The organism is Geobacter sp. DSM 9736, from assembly GCF_900187405.1.
Taxonomy (GTDB): domain Bacteria; phylum Desulfobacterota; class Desulfuromonadia; order Geobacterales; family Geobacteraceae; genus DSM-9736.
In genome coordinates this window covers 1,850,135-1,870,526 of sequence record NZ_LT896716.1, presented here as the reverse complement: position 1 = coordinate 1,870,526, position 20,392 = coordinate 1,850,135, and the positions used below count along the sequence as shown (strand labels likewise).

Below are 20,392 nucleotides of genomic sequence, written 5' to 3'. Positions count from 1 at the left end.
ACGAAAGGAGGCACACATGGCAGCGCATCTTGAAACAAGAGAAATCAAGGCACTCCCTGTTCTCCCGTACGCTGATGTACGTAAGACTCTCAAATCCGGGGACCTCCTTTTCACCTCGGGTGACTACCTCGTCTCCAAGGCGATCCAGAAAGTCACCGGCAGCCCGTGGAGCCATGTCGGTATCGTCTTCCGTCTCGACTCGGTCGACCGTGTCCTGCTTCTGGAAAGCGTCGAGGACATGGGGGTGCGGTTCGCTCCGCTCTCCAAGTACCTCCTCGATTACGAGGACCGCAAGCCGTACAAGGGAAGGGCCGTCCTTGCCCGCTGCAGCGACGTGAACGACAAGGTCGCGGCAGGCCTCGCCGCCTTCGGAATCGACGAACTGACCCAGCCCTACGACAAGGACGAGATCGCCAAGATTCTCGCGCGGATCACCCTCGGGATAGGAAAGAAGGAGAAGGACCGGGAGTATATCTGCTCGGAGCTGGTCTACGAATGCTTCGCCCACGCAGGGAAGGAGTTCGCCTACAACCCGAAGGGGTTCATCAGCCCCGAAGATGTGTGGGTGGATCAGAAGGTGGAGCTGGTGGGGCGTGTGCTTTGATCCATCGAGAGCGGTGGATCAAAAGCGGTATGGAATGAACGCCTTAACCCGGAGCCGGGGCATTGCCGGCAGATTCGGCAGGTAGTGATCATGGATAACAACAGGGGCCTGACACTCTTCCAGGTGCTCGTAATCGTCTTCGTAATCGGCATAGTTGCGGCGGTTATGGTTCCGCAGTATTCGGCGCGGAAGGCGACGAGGTCATCCGATCATGTGCCCCTGGTCCAATCTTCCCTGGATCATATAGACGCCTTCGAGAAGACCCTGGATTTAGGCAACTTTGCTTTCAAGGCCCCCTCCATAATAGATTTCAAGGATCATCCTCCCGTAGAACTCAGAATATCCAAAAAGCAGACAGAGGAAGAGCTGAAAAAATCGCTAACCGCAAAGGAGAAGGAGCAGGTGGAAAGCGGGCAGCTGAAGATATCGGACAAGATCCAGGCGACGCTGACCAGCACCGATTTCCAGATCACCTCCCTGACACCGGATACGCAGCTGATCTCCTCCACTAACGTGTTCGTGTGGAAATGGAAGATAAAGCCGCTCCACGCAGGTACTGCAAGCCTGCATCTCAGCGTGAATGCGATGCTCGAAGAGGGCCCCTATGTTCTGCGAAGCCTCGATAGAGACATTGCCGTCACCATAACGACACGGGACAGAGTAGAGGCGTTCATAAACAAATACTCCGAATATCTGAAATGGAGCTGGACGGCCCTTGTTGTCCCGATTTTCCTTTACGCGTGGAAGCGATACGGCAAGAAGAAGAAAGGGAAAAAAGGAGGCAATAGAAGACGTAACTAATTAATGCCTTGACACTTTTCCCTGTTACGTGTATGTAAGGGCCTATTTCTTATGTGCAGTGTCAGGGAGATACGATGAGAGGGGCCAGCGGATATGTAGAAAGCCGCTCGATCAGCGAATTCAGCTGATTGAGCGGCTTTTTGTTTGTTGACTTCCGGTGTAACAGGTAGGGGATTTTGCGAAATTGCATGGATCCAGAGGAGGAGACGCCGGTTTGGAACCTTGATTTTGAAGTCCTAAACCCAGCGTTAAGTCCTGAAAAGGCATTCTTTTAGTGCTAGTGTAGAACAATTTCAGGTGAGTAGCTTGGTCCGACCCGGAGCTATCCAGTTAGTAGGGACAATTCCTCAAATACACAGATCGTAACGCGGGATCTAAGTTGGAGCCGATTCTGTAAGAGATAATTTATTGGAATCCTAGAGCTTGCACGCAAATGTAGTCATTAAAAAAGAGGAGTATATTATGAACATCAGGATGAGCACTGTTGTAGCAAAAATTATTGGAATATTTCTAGTAACGATCGCACTAAACGGCTGCTATTCTTATTCTAGTATGACTAAATCGCCTGAAAAATGTGACAATCTCATTGTGTCTACAACTGGCAGTAGTAGTGATAAAATTGGCTATGTCTCAAATATAAACGTTAAGTTGAATAGTGGTTATGCAAACACAAATGATGGTTTTGTTAAAAGGGTCATGACAAAATTACAGCAATCTAACTATTTCAAAGATGTATCGTATGGGCTGTACACTAAAAAACCGGAATCTTCATATATTGACCTTAATTTCAATATCGATGAAATTCATGATATGAACATGGGTGGAAACCTTACTAAAGCGTTCTTTACAGGGTTCACATTATTTGTTCTGGCCCCTGCTCTTCCTAATACATATGACTTCTATACTGATCATTACATGCAAGCTACTTGGCCAAACGGTACTAAACGGGAATATAGAGCATCGTGTGCAGGATCTGCTTCAGGGACTTTCCCCTACATAGGTCTTGTGCAAGAGTACAATAAGATAACTGGCGATGCGACAGAGAAGTGCATGACATCAGTAATTAATCAATTTGTTGCTGATAATGTGAAGTGATAATTCTGCAACATGATGAATTCTGTTCCAGGGACGTCTTATTAATATTGTAGAAATAAGTAAGGTGCTCTTCGATTCATACATGCCCCTCTACCGTTGTGCACTTCAGAAAAAAGGATGAAGCGATGAACTATATCTATATAAAGAAATTCTCAGATGTAAACGGCTATGATCTACCAAGTTATAAAAAAATCGGGTTCGCTAAAGATGTAGAGGAAAGAAGAAAACAGCTTTCAGGGACCAAGTCTCCTATTTTCGTCGAAACTATATGTGCTTGGGAGTTGCCAGATGACAACGCTAGGGCAGTAGAGCAGGCAATACATGGGTTACTTTTAAATAAACGAACAGATGGAGAATGGTTTATAGATGAAGAAAATTCAATTGTAGATGCAATCAGTAGGTTGATGTCAGCATTTAAAATGAAACAGGTTGATATTTCAGGATACGAAGAAAAAGAAATGGTTATAAAGCGTAACAACAATCTGTCAGAAATTATGGAAGATTATCTTTTAAGAATTAAAGCAGAATGTAAGATAGACTTTCAATACAAATGTAACGCTGTAGAGATAACAATGCTGAGCGCACCTAATACGTTCTATCTACAAATGAGAAAGAAAAAATATCCAAGACTAGTTGTAACTGGAAACATTTTTAAGAATAACTTTGATTTTATTAAAGATATATTGGGTAGAGAGGAGGCCGGGAAAAGGGTAGATGAGAAAGCTTATGACTGTGGATATTGGGATGACGTTTCACCCAAAGAAAGTGCGAAATTGATAAATGCTCTTTTAGAAAAACATATGAATGCAAAAGCAGAGGGTCAGTCCTCGACATAGGAAAAAGAGGAGGAAAAAGAGGGGACACTTCCCTTTTTTCCTGAGTCGTAAAAATGGGAAGTGTCCCTAATTTTTTCCAATCAAACTAAGTTGTTTGGTCCGACCCCGGACTAACCGCCCGAGGGTGGAGGACTTTCCCGGCCGAGACTAGGGCACCAGTCGAACCAGTTAATGCTAGGCAGTAGAAGTACATTGGACGTACTGACCAAGCTTATTCTTGAGAGGAAATGTCAATGCGCTTAATTTCGGAAACTTTTTCAAAATGGCTTATCGGAGTTGGACTCGCCTTAGTTGCAACATTTGTAGCTCTTTTTTTATATAAGTCTGGTTGCTTTGATACGTCATGTCCTATAAATACTGGTGTATTTGGCCAGTTCGGCGATACGGTAGGAGGATTAGTTGGCTCTCTTTGGGCGCTTGCGGGAGTAGTGTTATTTTATATCAATTTGAAAGAACAGCGAGCGGACATAACGAAAAATTTGTCAGCCATAAATAAACAAACCGAAACGCTTGAGCTTCAAAGAGTGGAGCTTGAGTTGCAACGTAAAGAAAATGAGCGTACACGGGAGGTCTTTGAGCAGCAGAAGAGGGTTTTAGAGGAACAATCAAAAACGGTTAGAACACAACAGTTCGAATCTAACTTTTATTCATTGTTAGACGTTTTTATTAAAATAAGAAATAATCTGGATGCATTGGATTCGAATAGAAGCTTTTTTGCTACTATACAAAAGATTATGCATGATAAATATGAAAATACTACGTGCCCTATACAAGATCATAAGCGAAGTAAAGTTCTGTACGAAGAGGTATATTTTGATAACAAGGGAAAGTTGTCCCATTATTTACAAACAATTTATAGAATAATAAAAATAATAGACGAAAGTACGCTGAATGACAAAAGTAAATTTTTTTACAGTAAGATAATAAGGTCACAATTTTCTGAAAACGAACTTCTTGTATTATACTATAATTCACATATAACTTTTGGTCTTCGCTTTTATCCTCTTATACTACGTTACAATTTGCTAAAGCACCTCCCGTGTCTCACAAAACTTGAATTAAAGAGTGCAGAATTAAGCTTAGGTCTTGAGGAGGCGCAGAAGTTATATTTTATGACGTGGATGGATGTTTTTCTTGAAGAAGAACTAAATCCAGCTTATGAAGACATGGTGAATTCAGGGTTAGATGAATATCTTAAGTCCAGGGAGTGCCGCATTGTAAACGGGCTGACAGTCGAGATAAAAATTGTGCGAGATATTGCTATTGGTTTTCACTTCTCCGTAGCCAAGCCGTTGAGTGACGACTCTTTTAAGATGTTCATGCTTCGGTATCTCTATGATCGCCTTTACTTTAGTCGTTACTTAGATGTTGACGACCCCGAATCAATTACTATGATGAGTGGTGTATCTGGTAGTTGCAAGCACTATATATTTACTGTTAAAAGCCAAAAAGAGCTTAAAGTTAATTCAGATTTATATTAAGGAGGATAGTGTGGCTGACTTGTTTACTGATTATGAATTTGCTAATATTTTTAAAAAACATTTAAAAATAAGTACTAGATCAATAGCAGTGAGGACAATGCTAAGTGATAGAAACATAGAAAGAATTAACTACAAACCATATTATCAAAGGAATTATGTCTGGGACAGAGCAAAGGCTTCGTTTTTCATTGAGAGTGTGCTGTTAGGAACTGAAGTTCCACCACTGATATTTTTCAAATCCGGAAAAAGCATCGAGGTAATCGATGGTAGACAACGGTTCGAGACGTTAAAAAAATACAGGGAGAATGACTTTTCTCTTGGGGGAAGGGGCCTACTTAAGCTCCAATTCTTACACAATGTAACTTTCAATAAGCTTACGCCAGATTTACAGGAATTATTTTTAAATTCGAAAATACGCATATTCGAGTTCGAAGTTATTGATGAACCAAAGCTACCTGTTTCGGTAGAGGACAAAATCAAAAAGGAAATATTTAGGAGATACAATACTGGAATCACGCCTTTAAAATCGGATGAGCTCGAGAATGCCAAATATGATAGTGATGAGCTGACAGGACTTTTTAAGGAGTACCTTAAGGAGGATAAAGCTTTTCTCAAGCGCATGGCAGGCTGCTTTACAGCTGAAGACAGCACTAAGGAGGCTGAAATTATAGCCACTCTTTTAGACCTGATCAGAAGGTATATGGTGCTTAGTAGCTTCCCAATTAAAACATATGCGAGAGGGAACAAGCGAACAGAAATTAGAGAGCTGCTATATGAATTTATAACAGAAAATATAGAAGACCCTGAGCTTGAATTTAATTGCTTCAAACGTAAAATGGAAACCATCTTAAAAATACACGAATACTTTGCATCAGATACAAATCTTTCTAGTCGCCTGATATATGAGTGCCTGCTATGGGCTATATCCGTCTTAGAAAAGGAAGAATATGCGTTGGATATAGATGACAACATATTGCTCAAGCTTAGACGTCACTATGGCGAAAACTATCAAAAGTATGAAACAGCGGATAGTCACTATTACAAAAATATTATAGAAAGATTTCAAGATACTGCGTATTTAATGGAAAAACTAACAAGAGTGAATTTTGACATTTATATAAAGGATGACACGTTTAGAAACAGGGTGAAGGATCTCATGCAGAGTGAGGAGGAGGCATCACTTACTTTGGACGAACTAAGCAATCTGCGGGTTCTAAAACCAGATCCAACTTCAGTCCCGGTAGAAGAACTTCTGTCAGAAGTTACAACAAATCGGTTTCTACTTAGACCTTCATACCAAAGGCAAGAAAAAATTAATGTTGTTAAGGCGTCTTCTATAATAGAGAGTATACTTCTTGGTATTTATTTACCTCCTATCTTTATTTTTAAAAATCAGGATGGAGTAAAGGAGGTTGTTGATGGTCAGCAAAGGCTTCTTTCTATTCTTGGTTTCTTAGGTAGAGCGTATATAAACGAAGAAGGGAAGAAGGCCTTTTCTAAAAACAACCACTTTAACTTGAAATCTTTGAAAATTCTAAATGATCTTAATGGTAGTAAGTATCCGGCCATTGATCCGTCGCTCAAGGATAAAATTCTAGATTTTGATCTGAATATAATCGAGATAGATTCAACAATTAATCAGTTCTTTTCACCTATAGATTTATTTATCCGTCTAAATAGTAAACCATACCCAATAATGGAAAATTCATTTGAAATGTGGAATTCTTCTGCTGATAATGAAGTTATTCAGGCGATAAAAGATCTGACAGATGAAAATATTGACTGGTTCTTCATAAGGGCGAGGGAGGCCAGTAGAAACAAGGATCGAATGGAGAACGAGGAGCTTATAACTATACTTGCTTACTTTGACTTTGCTCAAGGAGATCCTGACTATAGAGATATCAACGCTGTTGATTTTTATCCTAAACAGGACAGACTAAACTGTAGGGTCAATAATAAGCGTAATATTTCTTCGCTTCTACATAGTTTCGAAGACCAACATCTTAAAAAGAAACAGTTTCTGCTGTCTATTCAGAACGTCCATCAGTTTATAAATAATTTGAAAATAATTCTTGATGCAGAAGATCTCAAGGCGTCCCTAAACCAGTTGCTAAACGTTAAGGGGGCGTCGCCTTTTTCACGTGCTATGCAGGATCTTTACCTGGTATGGGCAGCACTAGCGTCATGTGATAATGATATCATAGCTTCTAATGCGGCTGCGGTCAGGAACGATCTGACATACCTGCTTCGTCTTTTTAAAAATGTGGACAATAATAAGATAGACGAAGAATACCTAGCAAAGTTTGTGACAGAAATTAAAGCTGTCAATCAAAAGTATAGATAAGACAGTGTTATAAATTATATAGGCAGGCTTGTGGACGGTGTTCATTTGTCTGCTATCTCCTACGTGAACTTGGGCAAATTCTGGGGACACCATACTTATTTCAGCAAACACAAAGTATGGACCCGGGCAATCTCTGGGAATAGCACCGGCTGAGTTTACTGACAAAAGATTTAGAAAAGGTGCGCCTGATGCAGACAGACTGCAATTCAGGCGCACCTTTTTTGTATCCGTTTTAGCTACTTTTTCCCTGTAGCTTTAACGACCGTCGCAGCCTTCTTCGCTACCGTTTTTTTTGCGGTAACTGTCTTTGCCGCAGACTTCTTTGCTGAAGCACTGGCAAGCATAGCGACAGCCTTGGGAGTGGCTGTTTTCTTTGCCGGCGCTGCTTTCTTCGCCGCTGTGCCGGATGCTTTAGCCGCGGTTTTTTGCGGTGCGGCTTTTTTGGCGGTGGCAGCTGCCTTGGTTACCGTGGGCTTTTTCGCCGCCGCTGTTTTTGCAGCGGCTTTGGTGGCAACTGCTGCTTTAGCCGGTGTTGCCTTCTTTGCTGCCGGAGCGGCTTTTTTTGCTACTGCAGCCTTCAGCGGAGCAGCTTTTTTCACAGCAGCAGTTGCTTTGGGTGCTGCTGCCTTTTTAGGGGCGGCTTTGGCGGCGGCTACTTTCTTAGCTGGAGTCGTTTTCTTGGCTGTTGCGGCGGTTGCTTTTGCTACCTGAGCTTTTGGGGAAGTGGCTTTTTTAGCCGTAGAAGCTGCTGTTGCTTTCACCGTTGCCTTTGCCGCAGCTTTTGGTGCAGCTTTTTTAACAGCAGTCGTGGCTTTAGCCGTTACTGTTTTTGCTGCCTTCTTAGCAGTGGCCTTGCTTACAGGGGCAGCTTTTTTCATGACAGGCTTGGCTGCGGCCGATTTGGATGAGGTCGCCTTTGTTGGGGCCGCGGCAGGTTTTGCACCCGCCTTGCTTGCGGCTGCAGCCTTTGCCACTACCGGCTTTTTCGCTGCAACGGCCTTGGAAGAGACAGGAACCTTGGTTGCAGCTGCCTTTTTGCCGAACGGGGTGGTGGAAGTCCTGGGAGTAGTGTGTTTTGTTGGTGCCATGTGTTTTCTCCTTACTTAGCGTCAGTATTTTTAACTGCCAAATTTTTATGGTAAAGAGGGCAACCAGCTATTGCGCCTCGGGATCGGCCGTACCTTGTCACGGTCGAATCAGGTTTATATATCGGGAGGTAACTTGATGAGCTTTAACTAAGGGAGGCTAAGAGGGGGCAGAGCTGTGTGTAACAGCCTGCTGTTTAGACGGGGTGAGCGGGTGCCGGTGCGTCAGACGCTGGCGATTGGCGTCGACATCCTGTTCGGCAGAGGAGAGCTGTTCAGGGGGACAGGCTACAGCCTGTCCCTCTTATAGTCGGATGATAAAGTTTGGTTACAGGTGATAATCGCCGGCCGATTCCGGTTGATACAGTATTTCCTTTACGGCCAGGTTTTTCTGTCCGCCCGGTACATCCCAGGTAATTTTATCTCCGACCCTATACCCGATCATGGCAGTTCCTATCGGGGCTAGGATCGATATCTTCCCCTTCTCGACATCAGCGTCCGCCGGGAATACGAGCGTGTAAACCGTAGCGTGTCCTGAGTCCGCATCTTCAAGGCGTACCCGGGAGTTCATGGTGATGACGTCCGGCGGTATGCTTTCCGGCGACACTACCTCGGCTTTTCCCAGCTCCTGTTCGAGCTCGTCCAGGTTTCTCGTGTCTCGGGATGTCTTTGCTCGATGCTTCTCTATGAGATCCTCCAGGCGATCCAGATCGAATTCGGTGATGTAAATCTGTCTGCGTTTATGGTTCGTCACGGTGTAACCTCCTAATGGTAGTTGCCGCCAAGCGGGGAAGAGAGCCGGTTGTTGGGTGAAAAGATGACGGGTAGAATTGCACGTGCTCCTTCTGCCACCGACGTAAGGGGGTTGCCGGCAGGTTTTATGCTGATTCCGAGATGCCGTTCAATGTATTCCCTTACACCAGGTATAAGTGATCCGCCTCCTGTGAGGCAGATGCCGCTGTCGATGATATCGCATCCCAAGCTGTCCGGCAGATCCTTAAAAAAACATTGCGCTGTCATAGCGATATTCTCTACAACAGATTGCAGTCCGACGGCAGCCAGGGTGCTACCCCTCTCAGCCGGCTCGCGCTTTATCCCGCGAGTGCGCATCAGCAGCTCTGCGTAATTTTCATCGGAGATGGTCCAGCCATTCTCCCGCGCGGTTTGAATTATTGCGCTTCGCATATGGGAGCATCCCTTTCGGACTGCACAGGTGGCCAGGATCTTGCCCGATACGATGACGGCGCAATCGGTAACCCCCTCCCCGATATCGATGACCATCTGCGCATATGGTGAGGTGACATCGAGTCCGCTACCGATTGCCGCAGCAAGGGGCTCAGGTATCATGGACACCGATGCGGCCCCGGCTTTCATGATTGAATGTCTGAGCAATGCTCGCTCCTCGGGCCGGGCATCACTAGGCGCGCATGCCAGAACGCATGGTTTCAGCATGCCGAAAAGTTTAGCCCGATCCAGAAGGGGCTTGAGGAGCTGTAACACCCCTTCGGGATCAACGACAACGCCGTTGGCCAAGGCCGGTTTCCCCTCCGCAACGGAGGGCTTCACCAGGAAAGATTTTGTGCCGGTGGCAATCCGTGTCGTTGCGGTCCCAACATCCAGGGCGACATGTTGTCGCCAGTGAAGATCGAATCTCGGCATCGGTCCTGTCCTTTCACGAAGAGGTCTCGCGGGGGGCTTAGACAATAAAAAAACCCCCACCAGCAGTGCCGGCGGGGGTCTTGGTTGATCTGGTTTCCTTAGCTAAAGCTAACCCTCCGGCACAGATTCATGCTGCGCATAAGAACGAACAGGCGCTATCTTGAGCATGTACTTGTTCTGTGCGGTGAAAGATTTCAAGATTCAGTCTCCTTTGGGTTACCTGGCCGCAAGTCTAGCAGTTTGGCCGATACGAGTCAATCCGATGTTCAACCTCTTCGACTCATACCTTAGTCTGTTGACAGGATGAATAATCATTAAGCAACATCGGCTTTAACCGATGAGGATATGGTTGCCACTCCACGTAAGGCATGGTGATATCATGAGAAAAATGCTTTTCAGGCTGGTCCGAACCGCAGCGGCGCTTCTGCTGCCCCTGGTGTTGCTTTCTGCCTGTTCCGAAAGAACGTCTTCTTCCGACGGGTTGCCGGCCCTCCGGGAAACCTACTTCAAAATCGTTCCATCCGACTGGATGGGCCTGATCAGTGACGATACCCCTATCAGTCGATTGACCATCCCCGGAACACATGACACAGGCACCTACACTTCACACGCCATCGACGGGGCCGGATTCGTGAAGACGCAGAACATGAGCATCTCCGAACAGCTCAAAGCCGGAGTCCGCTTCCTCGACATTCGCGGCAGGCTCTACAGGGACAGCATCGTCATCCATCACGAGGATTTTTATCTGCATCTGAATCTCACCGATGTAATAAACGATTGCCGTGCCTTCCTGAAAGACCACCCCTCTGAAACCATACTTATGAGCCTCAAGGACGAGTACGATCATTATCTTCCCTCCTTGACCTATTACCACGCCTTTCTTCGATACCACGATCGCGATCCGGACCTCTGGTATCTGGGCAATTCGATTCCCCTGCTGGGAGATGTACGGGGGAAAATAGTGTTGCTTCGAAGATTCGGCCTGGACCCCAACGGCGAAGGGTTTATCGGGATATGGCTCCACATGAGCGACACCCCGCAGGTTTTCAATCGTGACCCGCGGCAGACGCTGTACACGGAAGATCTCTACTCCCCGGGAGGCTATTTCGACCAAGGGGTCGACGAGAAGAAAAGGGCCATCAGAAACAACATCACCGCAGCTCAGAGGGACAGTTCGCCGGACAGCCTGTACCTTTCCTTTACCAGCGCGACCCAATGGAAATCCCTCTCCTCGCCCCTCGATTTCGCAAACAAGATAAACCCGTGGCTCATGAATACGCTGGTAACCAATCACGGCCCCATGGGCATAGTGCCCATGGATTTCGTCCACGAAAAGCTGATCTTCTTTCTGATCAACAGCAATTTCAGAAACAGCGGGGGCTACTGGATCGTAAACCAGGAGGGGGGTATCAATACGTACGGAGACGCAGGCTATCACGGCCATGGTGTCGGCGGGGATAACGAGGCTGTAGATCTTGGGATCAAGCCTTCCGGCCACGGCTACTGGATTCTTTCCAGAAACGGCGGCATCCACACCTACGGAGACGCCGGCTACCATGGCCACGGTGTCGGCCATGACAATGCAGCCGTCTCCCTCGGCGTAACACCCTCCGGCAACGGCTACTGGATTCTTTCCAGAAACGGCGGCATCCACACCTACGGAGATGCCAAATACCATGGCCACGGTGTCGGACATGATGGCGATGCGGTCGCTCTTGGGGTGACGCCAAGCGGCAAGGGCTACTGGATCCTATCGAGGAACGGCGGTATTCATACCTATGGCGATGCCGGTTACCATGGGCACGGGGTCGGCGGCGATAACGAGGCGGTGGACCTGGGAGTTACCCCCTCCGGCAACGGCTACTGGATACTCTCGAGAAACGGCGGCATCCATACCTACGGAGATGCCCGGTACCATGGACACGGGGTCGGCGGTAACGGCCAGGCGGTCTCGATTGGGGTGACACCCTCGGGCCAGGGTTACTGGATCCTCTCGCAAAACGGAAAGATCAGCTACTACGGCGATGCCCGGTTCTATGGTGAACATGATGGTTCGGCCACCGCCGTGGCGCTAGGGGTGAGAAAGTAAAGTCCCACTCCATCCGGTTACCCACCTGAGACATATCCTGTCGCACACTCCTTGTTTAATGGCAAACAAGGAGGTGCGACCATGACATACCTTACCAACGACATATTTGACCAGGGAGTTTATTTCGATCTGCGGACCAGCCGGCCTCGACGGAGGAACGGCGGGACTGAACTGCTGTGCCACGGCCTGCTGGGTAACGGGGTGAGCGAGGTGCCGGTGACGGTGACGCGCTGGCGCGACTGCGTGGACATCGAGTTCGGCAGCGGAGAACTCTTCAGCTTCGTTGAGGAGCGGACCATCCGGCGGATGCTGGGAGAGATGGTGCAGGAGCTGGTGCTGGAGAACGAGAGAGCTGCGGCCTGAGCTAAGGGGCTCTCCGGCTGTCGCGCCGCAGCAGCAGCCGGTACCTGACCAGCCAGATCGTAACCCCGACCGCTGCCAATGCGGCGACAATCTGCCACTCGTGATGCTTTACGTCATCCATCACCGTCTCAAGGGCCTGCCCGAAGAAGTACCCTGCCGTTGCCATGATCAGTGCCCATATGGCCGCACCGATGGCGTTCAGGCCCAGGAACTCACGGGTGTCGAAGCCGCTCATCCCGATGACGAAGGGGCTGACGGTGCGCAATCCGTATAGAAACCGGAAGCTCAGGACCATCCTCTTCTTGTACCGGTCGAGCAGGCTTCGCACCTTTTCGACCCTGGCCCGCCACTGCGGCCTCTTGTCGATAAACCGGCTCCCCTTGGTTTTCCCGATGAAGAAGAAAAGCTCATCCGAGGCAAATGCCGCCATGAACCCGGTCAGCATGACCAGCGACAGGTCCAGGTAGCCGCGATGGGCCATGAATCCGGCAAGGAACAGAAAGGTCTCTCCTTCCAGGAATGCACCGGCGAAGAGGGCCGGGTACCCGAACGTGGTGACGAAATCTTGCATCGACATGCGCCCCTCCGCGACTGTTCAAGTATATCGGAGTTTCGGCCGCTGTGTAGCCGCCACGGGGAGTGTCCTTCCATCCTGAAAGAGCGGGATTGAGCCTGAGCGCATTCGTTCCCTTGCCGAAAAACGAAGATGCCTTGCGGGAGAGGCTTCTTCCCGCAAGGCATCGATGTTCCTTCCATGCTGCCTGCTGCTTTACTGCAACGTGGCGGTAAGGGCAGGGGTAATGCCGCTGATGGGGGCCCCGACGCTCCCGCCTGTCAGGACATTGTTAACCGCCTTGAAGCCTGTCAGGCTGAAGTCGGATTGGGTGACGACGGTGCCGGAAGCCAGGTTGCAGGTTATGGTGACGAACTCACCGGTACCGAATCCGGCAGTACTTGTGACGATCAATTTTATCGTCGCCGGCGATGTACCGGCGGCGGCTGTAAACTTCCCGCTGGCCGACGTGCCCGCGGGGGCCACTCCGGAGACCGTGAACGCCGCGGCATCCACCTCACCGGTCACCTGGTCGGCCAATGGTACCGATACCCCCGTCGGAAGGCTGATCAGGACCTCGATCCCGCCGATGGTGGCCGGTGCCGTCAGGGTGCCGGCCGTGCTCAGCTTGAGAACGGCCTTGGTGGCAGGAGTGTTGACCGTTATGCTGGTCTGGTTCCGCTCCGGATCGGCGAGGAAAGCGGTGCGCGCAGTGTCCAGCTTGAGCAGGAGATCTGCCGTGGGGGGAGGGGTATAATCGGTGATCGATTGCCCGAGAGTGCGGGAATTCAGCTGCATGTACTTGGAAACGGCGGCAAGGGCGACGCCGTACTGCTGCTGTGCCAGGGGGGCGGTATCTGCCCCCGCCACGGCGGCGTTCACCGGTATGGTTCCGATAATGTCGGCTACGCCGAATGTGCTTCCCACATCGGTATTGGCCGCTGAAATGGCCTCGGCGGTGATGGGGGCACCCGAATCCACGACGCGCTTGGCGGCGATCTCGGTGAGGGCCGTTACGGCAGCACTGACGTCGCCCGAAGCGTTGCCGACCATAGCCCGGAGCGGCACGCCGGTGATGTCGATCTGGGCACCGGTCGCCTCGTCAATGTAGTTCCCCCCCACGATCTCGACGAGGACGGGCCCTGTGTAGGAGCCGATGTCGATGGAGTAAGCTCCGCTTGCCGGTGTCGGGCCGAAGGTGCCCAGGGGAGCCGAGCGATCTACTGTGCCGTTGCTGACGGCATAGATACTCACCGTACCGCCGCCTATCGGGCCTTTCACCGCCTTGCCTGCTACGACCGTCGACGCCTCTGGTGACGGTGAGCCTGATGACGCAGCCCCCCCGCCACCGCCGCAGCCGAATAGTGTCGCCAGCGACAGGCATACCAGAATGTTTAGAATCAATCGCATGTTCATATGTCACCTCTCACGAAGATTTTGAAATTACCAGTTCGGATCGAGATTGACCACCCGCCGCAGAATCAGAAGTACGTCGGTCACGTCGATGGTTCCGTCGGCTTTCGGTTTGCCTGCCACCAGTGGCCCGACGTCTGCGGCAATCCTCTGTTCGACTGTAGGTGTATCGAGCCCGAGGGCGATCCGCAGGGTCTTCAGGGCATCGTTCGCGGAGATCGTTCCGTCTTCCACCACGTCGCCGTTGCGTACGAACTTGACGTTGATGACGTGGTTGGCTCCCAGGTTGCTGAAGGACAGGGTATTGCCGGTCACTGCCTGATAAACCCCGTCCACCAGGACACGCGGCGTGTAACCCGCTTCCGGGGTTAACGTGAATACCTTTGTTCCCCCCGCGTTCATGTACACTGTCCCGGATGGGGAAATGGTACCTGTGACGCGGCTGCCGGTGGGGGTTACGCTGGTGGCGGCGGTTATGGTGAATGAGTATTGGGCGGTGCCCGACACCGCTACGGAAACAGGAGCTGCGGTAGCAAGACTGTCCGGAGTGATGGTGAGGGTTGCACTCCTTGCTGCGACGGTGGACGCTGCGGGGTTGAAGGCGACCTTGAAGGAGCAGGTGGACTGTGCCGCAGGAGCCACCTGGAGCGTTTGCCCGGAGCAGGTATTGGTCGCCCCGGCGACGATGGTGAAGTCGGCCGATCCGGTGAGGGAGAGGGCGTTCGGTTTGGTGAAGGAGACAGGGCTGCCGGTGGTGTTGGTCACCGTCACCGTCTGAAACGCCGGGGTTCCCACGGTAGCCGTCATTGCAACGGCAGGAAACGGCGCCACTCCCAGAGGTATTGCAGGTGCGCCCGCGATCAGAGGAGCCGACACCGATTTGACCGTCATGCTCGGATATGCCCCACCATAGCCGACGGTGTTCTCTGCTACGATCCGATAGTTGAGTATGGAGTCGGGGTTGTAAGGAGCAGGATCGGTGAAGGTGCGGGTTCCCGTGGTATTGGGCTCCTCCAGGGGAGAATCGCTGGTTCCGATATTCGTCCAGTTAATGCCGTCGGTCGTCTTCTGTACGACAAAGGCGGTTTCGCTGATGGAGTTGTCGTTCCAGGTCAACGATACCAGCTGGTTGGTGCCGTCCCCCATGATCGAGTAGGAGAGGCCATCCGGCTGTCTCGGCGGCATGGCGACCGACACGGGACGCATCATGTCCATCTCCTCGTGGCTCAGGATGTGACAGTGATACACATATTCCCATCCGAAGTTGACGAGCTTGTTGATGATCGACGTCGTCGGATTCCCCTGGATGTCGATGTTGTTGAAGCCGGCTGTCGAACCGATGGGCATCATCGGGCTCAGCGGACGGATGCTGTTGGGAAGATCGAACGGCAAGGTCGGAATGATGGGCCTGAGTGCGACGATGGTGTCCTGTAGCGGACTGACGCGTACGGTGTCCTTCCAGCCCAGTTCGTTGGCGTCGGGTGGAATGACGATATTGTCCCAGGTGACCCGGTTGAGTACCTGCACGTCGTACAGGTGGAAGTGGATCGGATGGGTGTCGACGCCGTTGTGAGTGATCTTCCATATCTGCGTGCCGTCCTGGGTGGCGATGGGGGTAACATTGAGGGTGCTCGGCAGATTGGTTGCATCGATCAGCTCCGTAACCGGGTTCGTGTAGGGGTAGAGGATGACGTTCTGGAGGCCGGGGGTAGCGGGGACGGCTTCGAGGCCCAGGTTCCCCATCATCCTGCCGAATTCGTCGAAGGCGACTGCGTTCATCTCGTCATGGATCGCCTTCGGTTCAATCGGTATCTGGAGCTTTGCGTCAGGAGCGGACAAGGTGTTGAATCCGAAGAGGTCGCCACCCTGCTCCGAGATGCGGGCAAAACCGTCGCATTTCGATTTGGCGCTGCCGGGGGAGTTGCACCAGCTGCTCGATGCGAAGGTGGTGCCGTAGGCGGAGTTGTATGCAGACTGCCCGACGATTACCGGGTGCTGACCCGACTCGAATACTCCGGTCCCGTCTGCCTTGTGGGCGAAAGCGGTCTGAAGCGCCGCCAGGTTGAATGCGCCGGCGGGTGCGACGTCGGCAACCTTTATCTGCATTACCGTCCTGGTGTTGGGTCCGTACCCGGGGAGCACGCCTGGGGCGCCGTTGGGGCTCAGGTCGGGAGCACCCGTGTAGTAATCGTAGCTGGGGACCCGGGCGGGGAAGGCAGCAGGGGCGTCATTGTAGAGGATCAGCGTCTTGCCCCGGAACTGGGAGAAGTCGACAATGACGTCAGCCCTTTCGGCGGGGGCGAGGAGCAGGGAGTGCTTGTCCACGTTTCCGACGTCGAATCTGGTGGGGTCGGTAATCCAGGTGATGTGCTGGTTGGGGATGACCACCGGCGCGGGGAGGAAGCCACCCTCGGTCCCGATCTGGATCCAGTCAGGTCCGGCGGGGCTTACGGTCGTGTCGGGTGTCGGGAAGACCACCGGGTCGAGCTGGGCTGCGGCAAGCTCGGCGGCGTTAAGGGCAACCTCGGTTCCGGTCGAGTCGGCGACGTACATCTGGAGGTTGAAGAAGCGGTCGTTGGCTGCATTCAGAATCCTCAGCCGATACGGTTTGGGGTCCACCGTGGTCGTAGGATAGACCGTCCCGTTGACGACCGGGGTGTCGTTGAACTGTTCCATCCCGACCGATATGTTGGGGGTGCCCGGTATCAGCTCCGGCTCGCAGAACGGGTCGGTCTGGTACTGCCAGGTGGCCGGGTCATCCAGGTTGCACGGGGTCGCCAGGGGCGTAGTAAAACTGGTGGCCGGGTCCATGTTGTAGCGCGGGTTCGCGATCGGGCCGTACTTGGCGTCCTTGGCGGGGGGCCAGAACCAGGGCCCGTACATCCAGCGGCCGTAGGCGCTCATACCGCTCGGGTCTCCAGGGTTCTGCGCCGGCATGTAGACATGGTGGTACCAGAGGTTGCCGAAGCCCCCCCAGCGGCTTTCGTCCCAGGTCGGGTCCTGTTCGTAGAGTTGTCCTGTGCGGGCCGTCATGTCACCTTCGGGCACGAAGGTGCGGTCCTGAATGATGAGTGGGATGGTGTCATTGGCTCCGGGGATGAGCCCGGCATTGACGAGAGCGGTCTCTGTGTTGTCGGTGATGACGTAGCCTGCAGCCTGGCCCGCATAGACGTTGAGGCGCGTAATGCCCCAGGAGTGGTCATGGTAGAACATCAGCCGCGCACTCTGCTGGTTAGTGTAGAAGAAGGTCATCGCTCCCGGTCCGGGATCGGGCATATCCGGGACGTTGACTACGCTGACTCCCTTGGGCCAGGGCGTATCCTCGCCTGCCGGGGTTATCCACTGGTGGGGCGTGCCGTCACTGATCCAGGGGGTGATCCCGCCGTGCAGGTGCAGGGTCGCACGGTTGTCCTTGAAGCACATGTCCGACTTGGGGTACTGGCTGCACATCTGCTCCCGGACCTCATCGGAGATGCTGCCAAGGTTCTGGGGGTCCATCATCGCCATCGGGCCCATGCCTGACCCCATCATTGTCGAATCGACGGGAAGGAAGAGGTCGCCCCCCGAGCCGGTGGGCAGCAGGTTGCGGAAGAGAATCCGGACCGGTCTGTCTTTGGCTGCCACGATGACCGGCCCGAGATAATGGGGCGGGGTCACTCCCTTATAAACTGCAATCGGAGCCGACGTGCCGTCGAGGAGCTCGTTGGACAGGGCGACCTGCCCTCCCGGTACGACGCTGGTGGAGAGCTGAACATAGCCGCGCAGAAGCGTCGGGGGCAGATCCGAGTGCATCTTCTCCCGGTACTGCACCAGGCCGATCTCGTAGTAGTCGGAGCCGGGATAGGTCTCCGTGTCCGGAACCGCAACCGGAAGGTACTGGCCCAGGTTATTGGCGCCGGCGGGCCCCAGCTTCGGCAGCCGGTCCACGAATTTGCGGATACCGCCGGATATGCTGCCGTCCGGGTTCACGACCGGCAGCGGGCTAAGTGCCCAGTTCGGATAAGGCCCGAAGTAGTGCGGGACCTTCGTCCCGTCTATCGCCTGGGCTGCGGGTGGCCGTACTCCCAGGAAAAAGACCGCCAGCATTGCGAGGCATGTAATGATCCTCGATGTCCGTGTGTTCATAATTCTTCCCTCCCTTCATGTCAACTGGTCCGGCCAAGGAGCAATTCGGTTACTTCCCGTCCCGGGCCTGCTTCTTCTTTGCGTATCCTTTTTCCTTGAGCTCCTGCACGTTCATGGTCCACTCGAGCTTCGCCTTCACTGCCTTCTTCGCGTTCGTCACCCGCTGCTCTTGCTTCGGAACTTCTGAAGCGCCCTCCGGGGCGGCATTCGCAGATGCAGCAACGAAGATGGAAAGAACTATCCCTACTGCCGGTGCGCCGTATCGGTTCATAAAGCACTTCCTCCTTTCTCTTGGCGTTGCCTGTGTGCAGGTTGCTCAGGCATGCATTGAATAAAGAACGGCCGGGCAGCTTCAGGTAACAGTTCCCCCTGAGCAGCCCGGCCGTCTAGTCAATAGTGGGCACTCGTCCTTCCTGTCGGAAGGTCAGGTTTTTCGGTAGTTTGGGGCACTCATGTTGTTAATGAGGAGTGTACGGCAGACTAAAATCAATGCAAGAAGAGCTTGGAATTATTTTTCGCAAATTAGCCTGTTCTATTGAAGATATGAATGACAAAGGAGCTGCGGCATGCGGTGCGGAAACCGCTCAAGCGGTGATTTCCAGCTTGACGATAGGTGCATCAATCTAATAGTGTCTCGCGAAGGCCCACGCCCGCGCCCTTTGTCTCACCATCGTGGCAGGCTATCTTTCCCGGAGTTCCAACGAAATATGCCGATAAAGTTCCTCCATACCGCCGATATACACCTCGGCAAGACCTACCGAACCTCCGCCGGCCATATGGAGCGTTACGGTGACTTCTTCCGCACTCTCGGGGGCATTGTTCATGACGCCATTGCGGGGGAGGCGGATTTCGTACTCATTTCCGGCGACCTCTTCCACACCGGCCAGATCCTCCCCAAAACCTTCGCCCGCACGATAGAGGTCCTGCAACCCCTGAAGGACGCAGGTATCCCCTGCATAGCCGTCGAAGGCAATCATGACTGGATTCACCGCCGCGACAGCATATCGTGGATGGAGGCGCTTTCCCACATGGGCTACATAAAGCTCCTCCGGCCGGCCCGCACGGAAAGCGGCGGCTACCGGTTCGACCCTTTCGATGACGAAACCGGCAGCGGCGGGCGGGTCGAGGTCGGCGGCGTAAACATCTACGGCCTCGGGTACATCGGCGCCCAGGCGGGCGCGCATGTGCCGCGCATCTGCGAAGGGGTTACGACCCGGGACAACATTCTTCTCTTTCATGTCGGCATCTGGACCTTTTCTCCCGTTGAGATCGGAAACATAAAGCCGGAAGAGGCGCTGCCCCTCTCGGAGGTGTTCGACTACGTCGCCCTGGGACACGGCCATAAACCCTACACCGTATCGACCCCTGACGGCCGCGCTTACGCCTGCAACCCCGGTTCTCCCGAGCGGGTGAATTTCGGGGAGGAGGGCTACGACAAGGGGTACTGGTTCGTCACCATCGAGGATGGTAAATACACCCCGGAGTTCCGTACCACCACGCCGCGGCCCATGAAGTCGGTGTCAGTGAGCATTGACGGAGCTGACAACGTTGAGCATGCCCTGGAGCACCTGAAGCGGGAACTGGGGGAGAAGCTTAAGGATGTGGGGGGGAAGCCGCTGATAGAGCTGAAGGTGACGGGGCGTGTCAGGTTTCATCCCTTCGAACTTGGCCGGGAACGGCTGCGGCTGCTGCTGGAGGAACTGGCCGACCCGTTGCACTGCGAGATCAAGAACCACCTTTCCCTCGTCACGGGGAGCGGATTCGAGGAAAAAGAGCACCGGAGCCTGCACGATATCGAGCGGGACGTGCTGCGGGAACTGGTCGGGGCGAACAGCGAATGGAAGGGGAAGGAGGAGGAACTTGTAAGCCTTGCGCTGGCAATAAGGAATCAGGTGCTGAAGGGTGATGCAGAGGGGGAAGAGCTTCTGGCTCTGCTGAAATGAC

General features: G+C 52.3%; 18 protein-coding genes. 11 read left to right on the top strand and 7 right to left on the bottom strand.

What is annotated here, in order from left to right; all coding sequences use genetic code 11:
• Window positions 1–16 precede the first annotated feature (16 nt).
• The 6 genes from CFB04_RS08455 (at window position 17) to CFB04_RS08430 (ending at window position 7,161) form a co-directional block, all read left to right on the top strand.
• Window positions 17–604 (top strand): YiiX/YebB-like N1pC/P60 family cysteine hydrolase, encoded by a 588-nt coding sequence (locus CFB04_RS08455; RefSeq protein WP_088534869.1) that lies wholly within the window; start codon window positions 17–19, stop codon window positions 602–604.
• A 90-nt stretch (window positions 605–694) separates the two neighbouring features.
• On the top strand, window positions 695–1,405 hold the full coding sequence (locus tag CFB04_RS08450; RefSeq protein ID WP_088534868.1) for a hypothetical protein: 711 nt from the start codon (window positions 695–697) through the stop codon (window positions 1,403–1,405).
• Between the two features lie 462 nt (window positions 1,406–1,867).
• Window positions 1,868–2,500: a hypothetical protein gene (locus tag CFB04_RS08445; protein ID WP_088534867.1), complete on the top strand. Its 633-nt coding sequence runs from the start codon at window positions 1,868–1,870 to the stop codon at window positions 2,498–2,500.
• Between the two features lie 125 nt (window positions 2,501–2,625).
• A complete protein-coding gene (locus tag CFB04_RS08440) occupies window positions 2,626–3,336 on the top strand; it encodes a GIY-YIG nuclease family protein (RefSeq protein WP_088534866.1) in 711 nt (236 codons plus the stop codon).
• A gap of 233 nt (window positions 3,337–3,569) precedes the next feature.
• Window positions 3,570–4,817 (top strand): putative phage abortive infection protein, encoded by a 1,248-nt coding sequence (locus CFB04_RS08435; RefSeq protein ID WP_157698762.1) that lies wholly within the window; start codon window positions 3,570–3,572, stop codon window positions 4,815–4,817.
• 10 nt (window positions 4,818–4,827) lie between these two features.
• Window positions 4,828–7,161 (top strand): DUF262 domain-containing protein, encoded by a 2,334-nt coding sequence (locus tag CFB04_RS08430; RefSeq protein WP_088534864.1) that lies wholly within the window; start codon window positions 4,828–4,830, stop codon window positions 7,159–7,161.
• Window positions 7,162–7,397: 236 nt separating this feature from the next.
• Here the strand turns inward: CFB04_RS08430 and CFB04_RS08425 are convergent, their stop codons facing one another.
• Window positions 7,398–8,039, bottom strand: coding sequence for a hypothetical protein (locus CFB04_RS08425; RefSeq protein ID WP_197692601.1), 642 nt, complete (start codon window positions 8,037–8,039; stop codon window positions 7,398–7,400).
• Here CFB04_RS08425 and CFB04_RS18215 point away from each other — a divergent pair.
• Both CFB04_RS18215 and CFB04_RS18400 read left to right on the top strand, forming a co-directional pair.
• Window positions 8,038–8,268 (top strand): hypothetical protein, encoded by a 231-nt coding sequence (locus CFB04_RS18215; protein WP_197692600.1) that lies wholly within the window; start codon window positions 8,038–8,040, stop codon window positions 8,266–8,268. The two genes, CFB04_RS08425 and CFB04_RS18215, sit on opposite strands and share 2 nt — an antisense overlap.
• A 156-nt stretch (window positions 8,269–8,424) precedes the next feature.
• Window positions 8,425–8,556 (top strand): hypothetical protein, encoded by a 132-nt coding sequence (locus CFB04_RS18400; RefSeq protein ID WP_255396964.1) that lies wholly within the window; start codon window positions 8,425–8,427, stop codon window positions 8,554–8,556.
• Between the two features lie 18 nt (window positions 8,557–8,574).
• Here the strand turns inward: CFB04_RS18400 and rnk are convergent, their stop codons facing one another.
• Both rnk and CFB04_RS08415 read right to left on the bottom strand, forming a co-directional pair.
• A complete protein-coding gene (gene rnk, locus CFB04_RS08420; RefSeq protein ID WP_088534863.1) occupies window positions 8,575–9,000 on the bottom strand; it encodes a nucleoside diphosphate kinase regulator in 426 nt (141 codons plus the stop codon).
• Window positions 9,001–9,011: 11 nt separating this feature from the next.
• Entirely contained in the window at window positions 9,012–9,905 is an 894-nt protein-coding gene (locus CFB04_RS08415; RefSeq protein WP_088534862.1) for a rod shape-determining protein, read from the bottom strand.
• 379 nt (window positions 9,906–10,284) lie between these two features.
• On the opposite strand from CFB04_RS08415, the gene CFB04_RS08410 reads away from it, so the two are divergent.
• On the top strand, window positions 10,285–11,994 hold the full coding sequence (locus CFB04_RS08410; RefSeq protein WP_157698761.1) for a phosphatidylinositol-specific phospholipase C: 1,710 nt from the start codon (window positions 10,285–10,287) through the stop codon (window positions 11,992–11,994).
• Between the two features lie 81 nt (window positions 11,995–12,075).
• The gene (locus tag CFB04_RS08405; RefSeq protein ID WP_088534860.1) at window positions 12,076–12,357 is read left to right on the top strand and encodes a hypothetical protein; all 282 of its coding nucleotides are present in this window, start codon (window positions 12,076–12,078) and stop codon (window positions 12,355–12,357) included.
• 1 nt (window position 12,358) lies between these two features.
• On the opposite strand, the gene CFB04_RS08400 is transcribed toward CFB04_RS08405, so the two are convergent.
• The 4 genes from CFB04_RS08400 to CFB04_RS08385 all read right to left on the bottom strand — a co-directional run bounded on the left by CFB04_RS08400 (window position 12,359) and on the right by CFB04_RS08385 (window position 18,719).
• A complete protein-coding gene (locus CFB04_RS08400) occupies window positions 12,359–12,934 on the bottom strand; it encodes a DedA family protein (RefSeq protein WP_088534859.1) in 576 nt (191 codons plus the stop codon).
• Between the two features lie 192 nt (window positions 12,935–13,126).
• On the bottom strand, window positions 13,127–14,326 hold the full coding sequence (locus CFB04_RS08395; protein WP_088534858.1) for a hypothetical protein: 1,200 nt from the start codon (window positions 14,324–14,326) through the stop codon (window positions 13,127–13,129).
• A 27-nt stretch (window positions 14,327–14,353) separates the two neighbouring features.
• A complete protein-coding gene (locus CFB04_RS08390) occupies window positions 14,354–18,448 on the bottom strand; it encodes a multicopper oxidase domain-containing protein (RefSeq protein ID WP_088534857.1) in 4,095 nt (1,364 codons plus the stop codon).
• A 49-nt stretch (window positions 18,449–18,497) separates the two neighbouring features.
• On the bottom strand, window positions 18,498–18,719 hold the full coding sequence (locus CFB04_RS08385; protein WP_088534856.1) for a hypothetical protein: 222 nt from the start codon (window positions 18,717–18,719) through the stop codon (window positions 18,498–18,500).
• Window positions 18,720–19,155: 436 nt separating this feature from the next.
• Between CFB04_RS08385 and CFB04_RS08380 the strand changes: the two genes are divergently transcribed.
• Window positions 19,156–20,391 carry an exonuclease SbcCD subunit D gene (locus CFB04_RS08380; RefSeq protein ID WP_088534855.1) on the top strand — a complete coding sequence of 412 codons (1,236 nt, stop codon included), beginning with the start codon at window positions 19,156–19,158 and terminating at the stop codon, window positions 20,389–20,391.
• Window position 20,392 lies beyond the last annotated feature (1 nt).

Coding starts and splice junctions, on each gene's coding strand:
- CFB04_RS08405 (WP_088534860.1), top strand. CDS start 12,076: ATGACATACCTTACCAACGACATATTTGACCAGGGAGTTTATTTCGAT.
- CFB04_RS08400 (WP_088534859.1), bottom strand. CDS start 12,934: ATGTCGATGCAAGATTTCGTCACCACGTTCGGGTACCCGGCCCTCTTC.
- CFB04_RS08455 (WP_088534869.1), top strand. CDS start 17: ATGGCAGCGCATCTTGAAACAAGAGAAATCAAGGCACTCCCTGTTCTC.
- CFB04_RS08380 (WP_088534855.1), top strand. CDS start 19,156: ATGCCGATAAAGTTCCTCCATACCGCCGATATACACCTCGGCAAGACC.
- CFB04_RS08390 (WP_088534857.1), bottom strand. CDS start 18,448: ATGAACACACGGACATCGAGGATCATTACATGCCTCGCAATGCTGGCG.
- CFB04_RS08425 (WP_197692601.1), bottom strand. CDS start 8,039: ATGAAAAAAGCTGCCCCTGTAAGCAAGGCCACTGCTAAGAAGGCAGCA.
- CFB04_RS08445 (WP_088534867.1), top strand. CDS start 1,868: ATGAACATCAGGATGAGCACTGTTGTAGCAAAAATTATTGGAATATTT.
- CFB04_RS08410 (WP_157698761.1), top strand. CDS start 10,285: ATGAGAAAAATGCTTTTCAGGCTGGTCCGAACCGCAGCGGCGCTTCTG.
- CFB04_RS08385 (WP_088534856.1), bottom strand. CDS start 18,719: ATGAACCGATACGGCGCACCGGCAGTAGGGATAGTTCTTTCCATCTTC.
- CFB04_RS08440 (WP_088534866.1), top strand. CDS start 2,626: ATGAACTATATCTATATAAAGAAATTCTCAGATGTAAACGGCTATGAT.
- CFB04_RS08435 (WP_157698762.1), top strand. CDS start 3,570: ATGCGCTTAATTTCGGAAACTTTTTCAAAATGGCTTATCGGAGTTGGA.
- CFB04_RS08450 (WP_088534868.1), top strand. CDS start 695: ATGGATAACAACAGGGGCCTGACACTCTTCCAGGTGCTCGTAATCGTC.
- CFB04_RS18215 (WP_197692600.1), top strand. CDS start 8,038: ATGACAGGCTTGGCTGCGGCCGATTTGGATGAGGTCGCCTTTGTTGGG.
- CFB04_RS08415 (WP_088534862.1), bottom strand. CDS start 9,905: ATGCCGAGATTCGATCTTCACTGGCGACAACATGTCGCCCTGGATGTT.
- CFB04_RS08395 (WP_088534858.1), bottom strand. CDS start 14,326: ATGAACATGCGATTGATTCTAAACATTCTGGTATGCCTGTCGCTGGCG.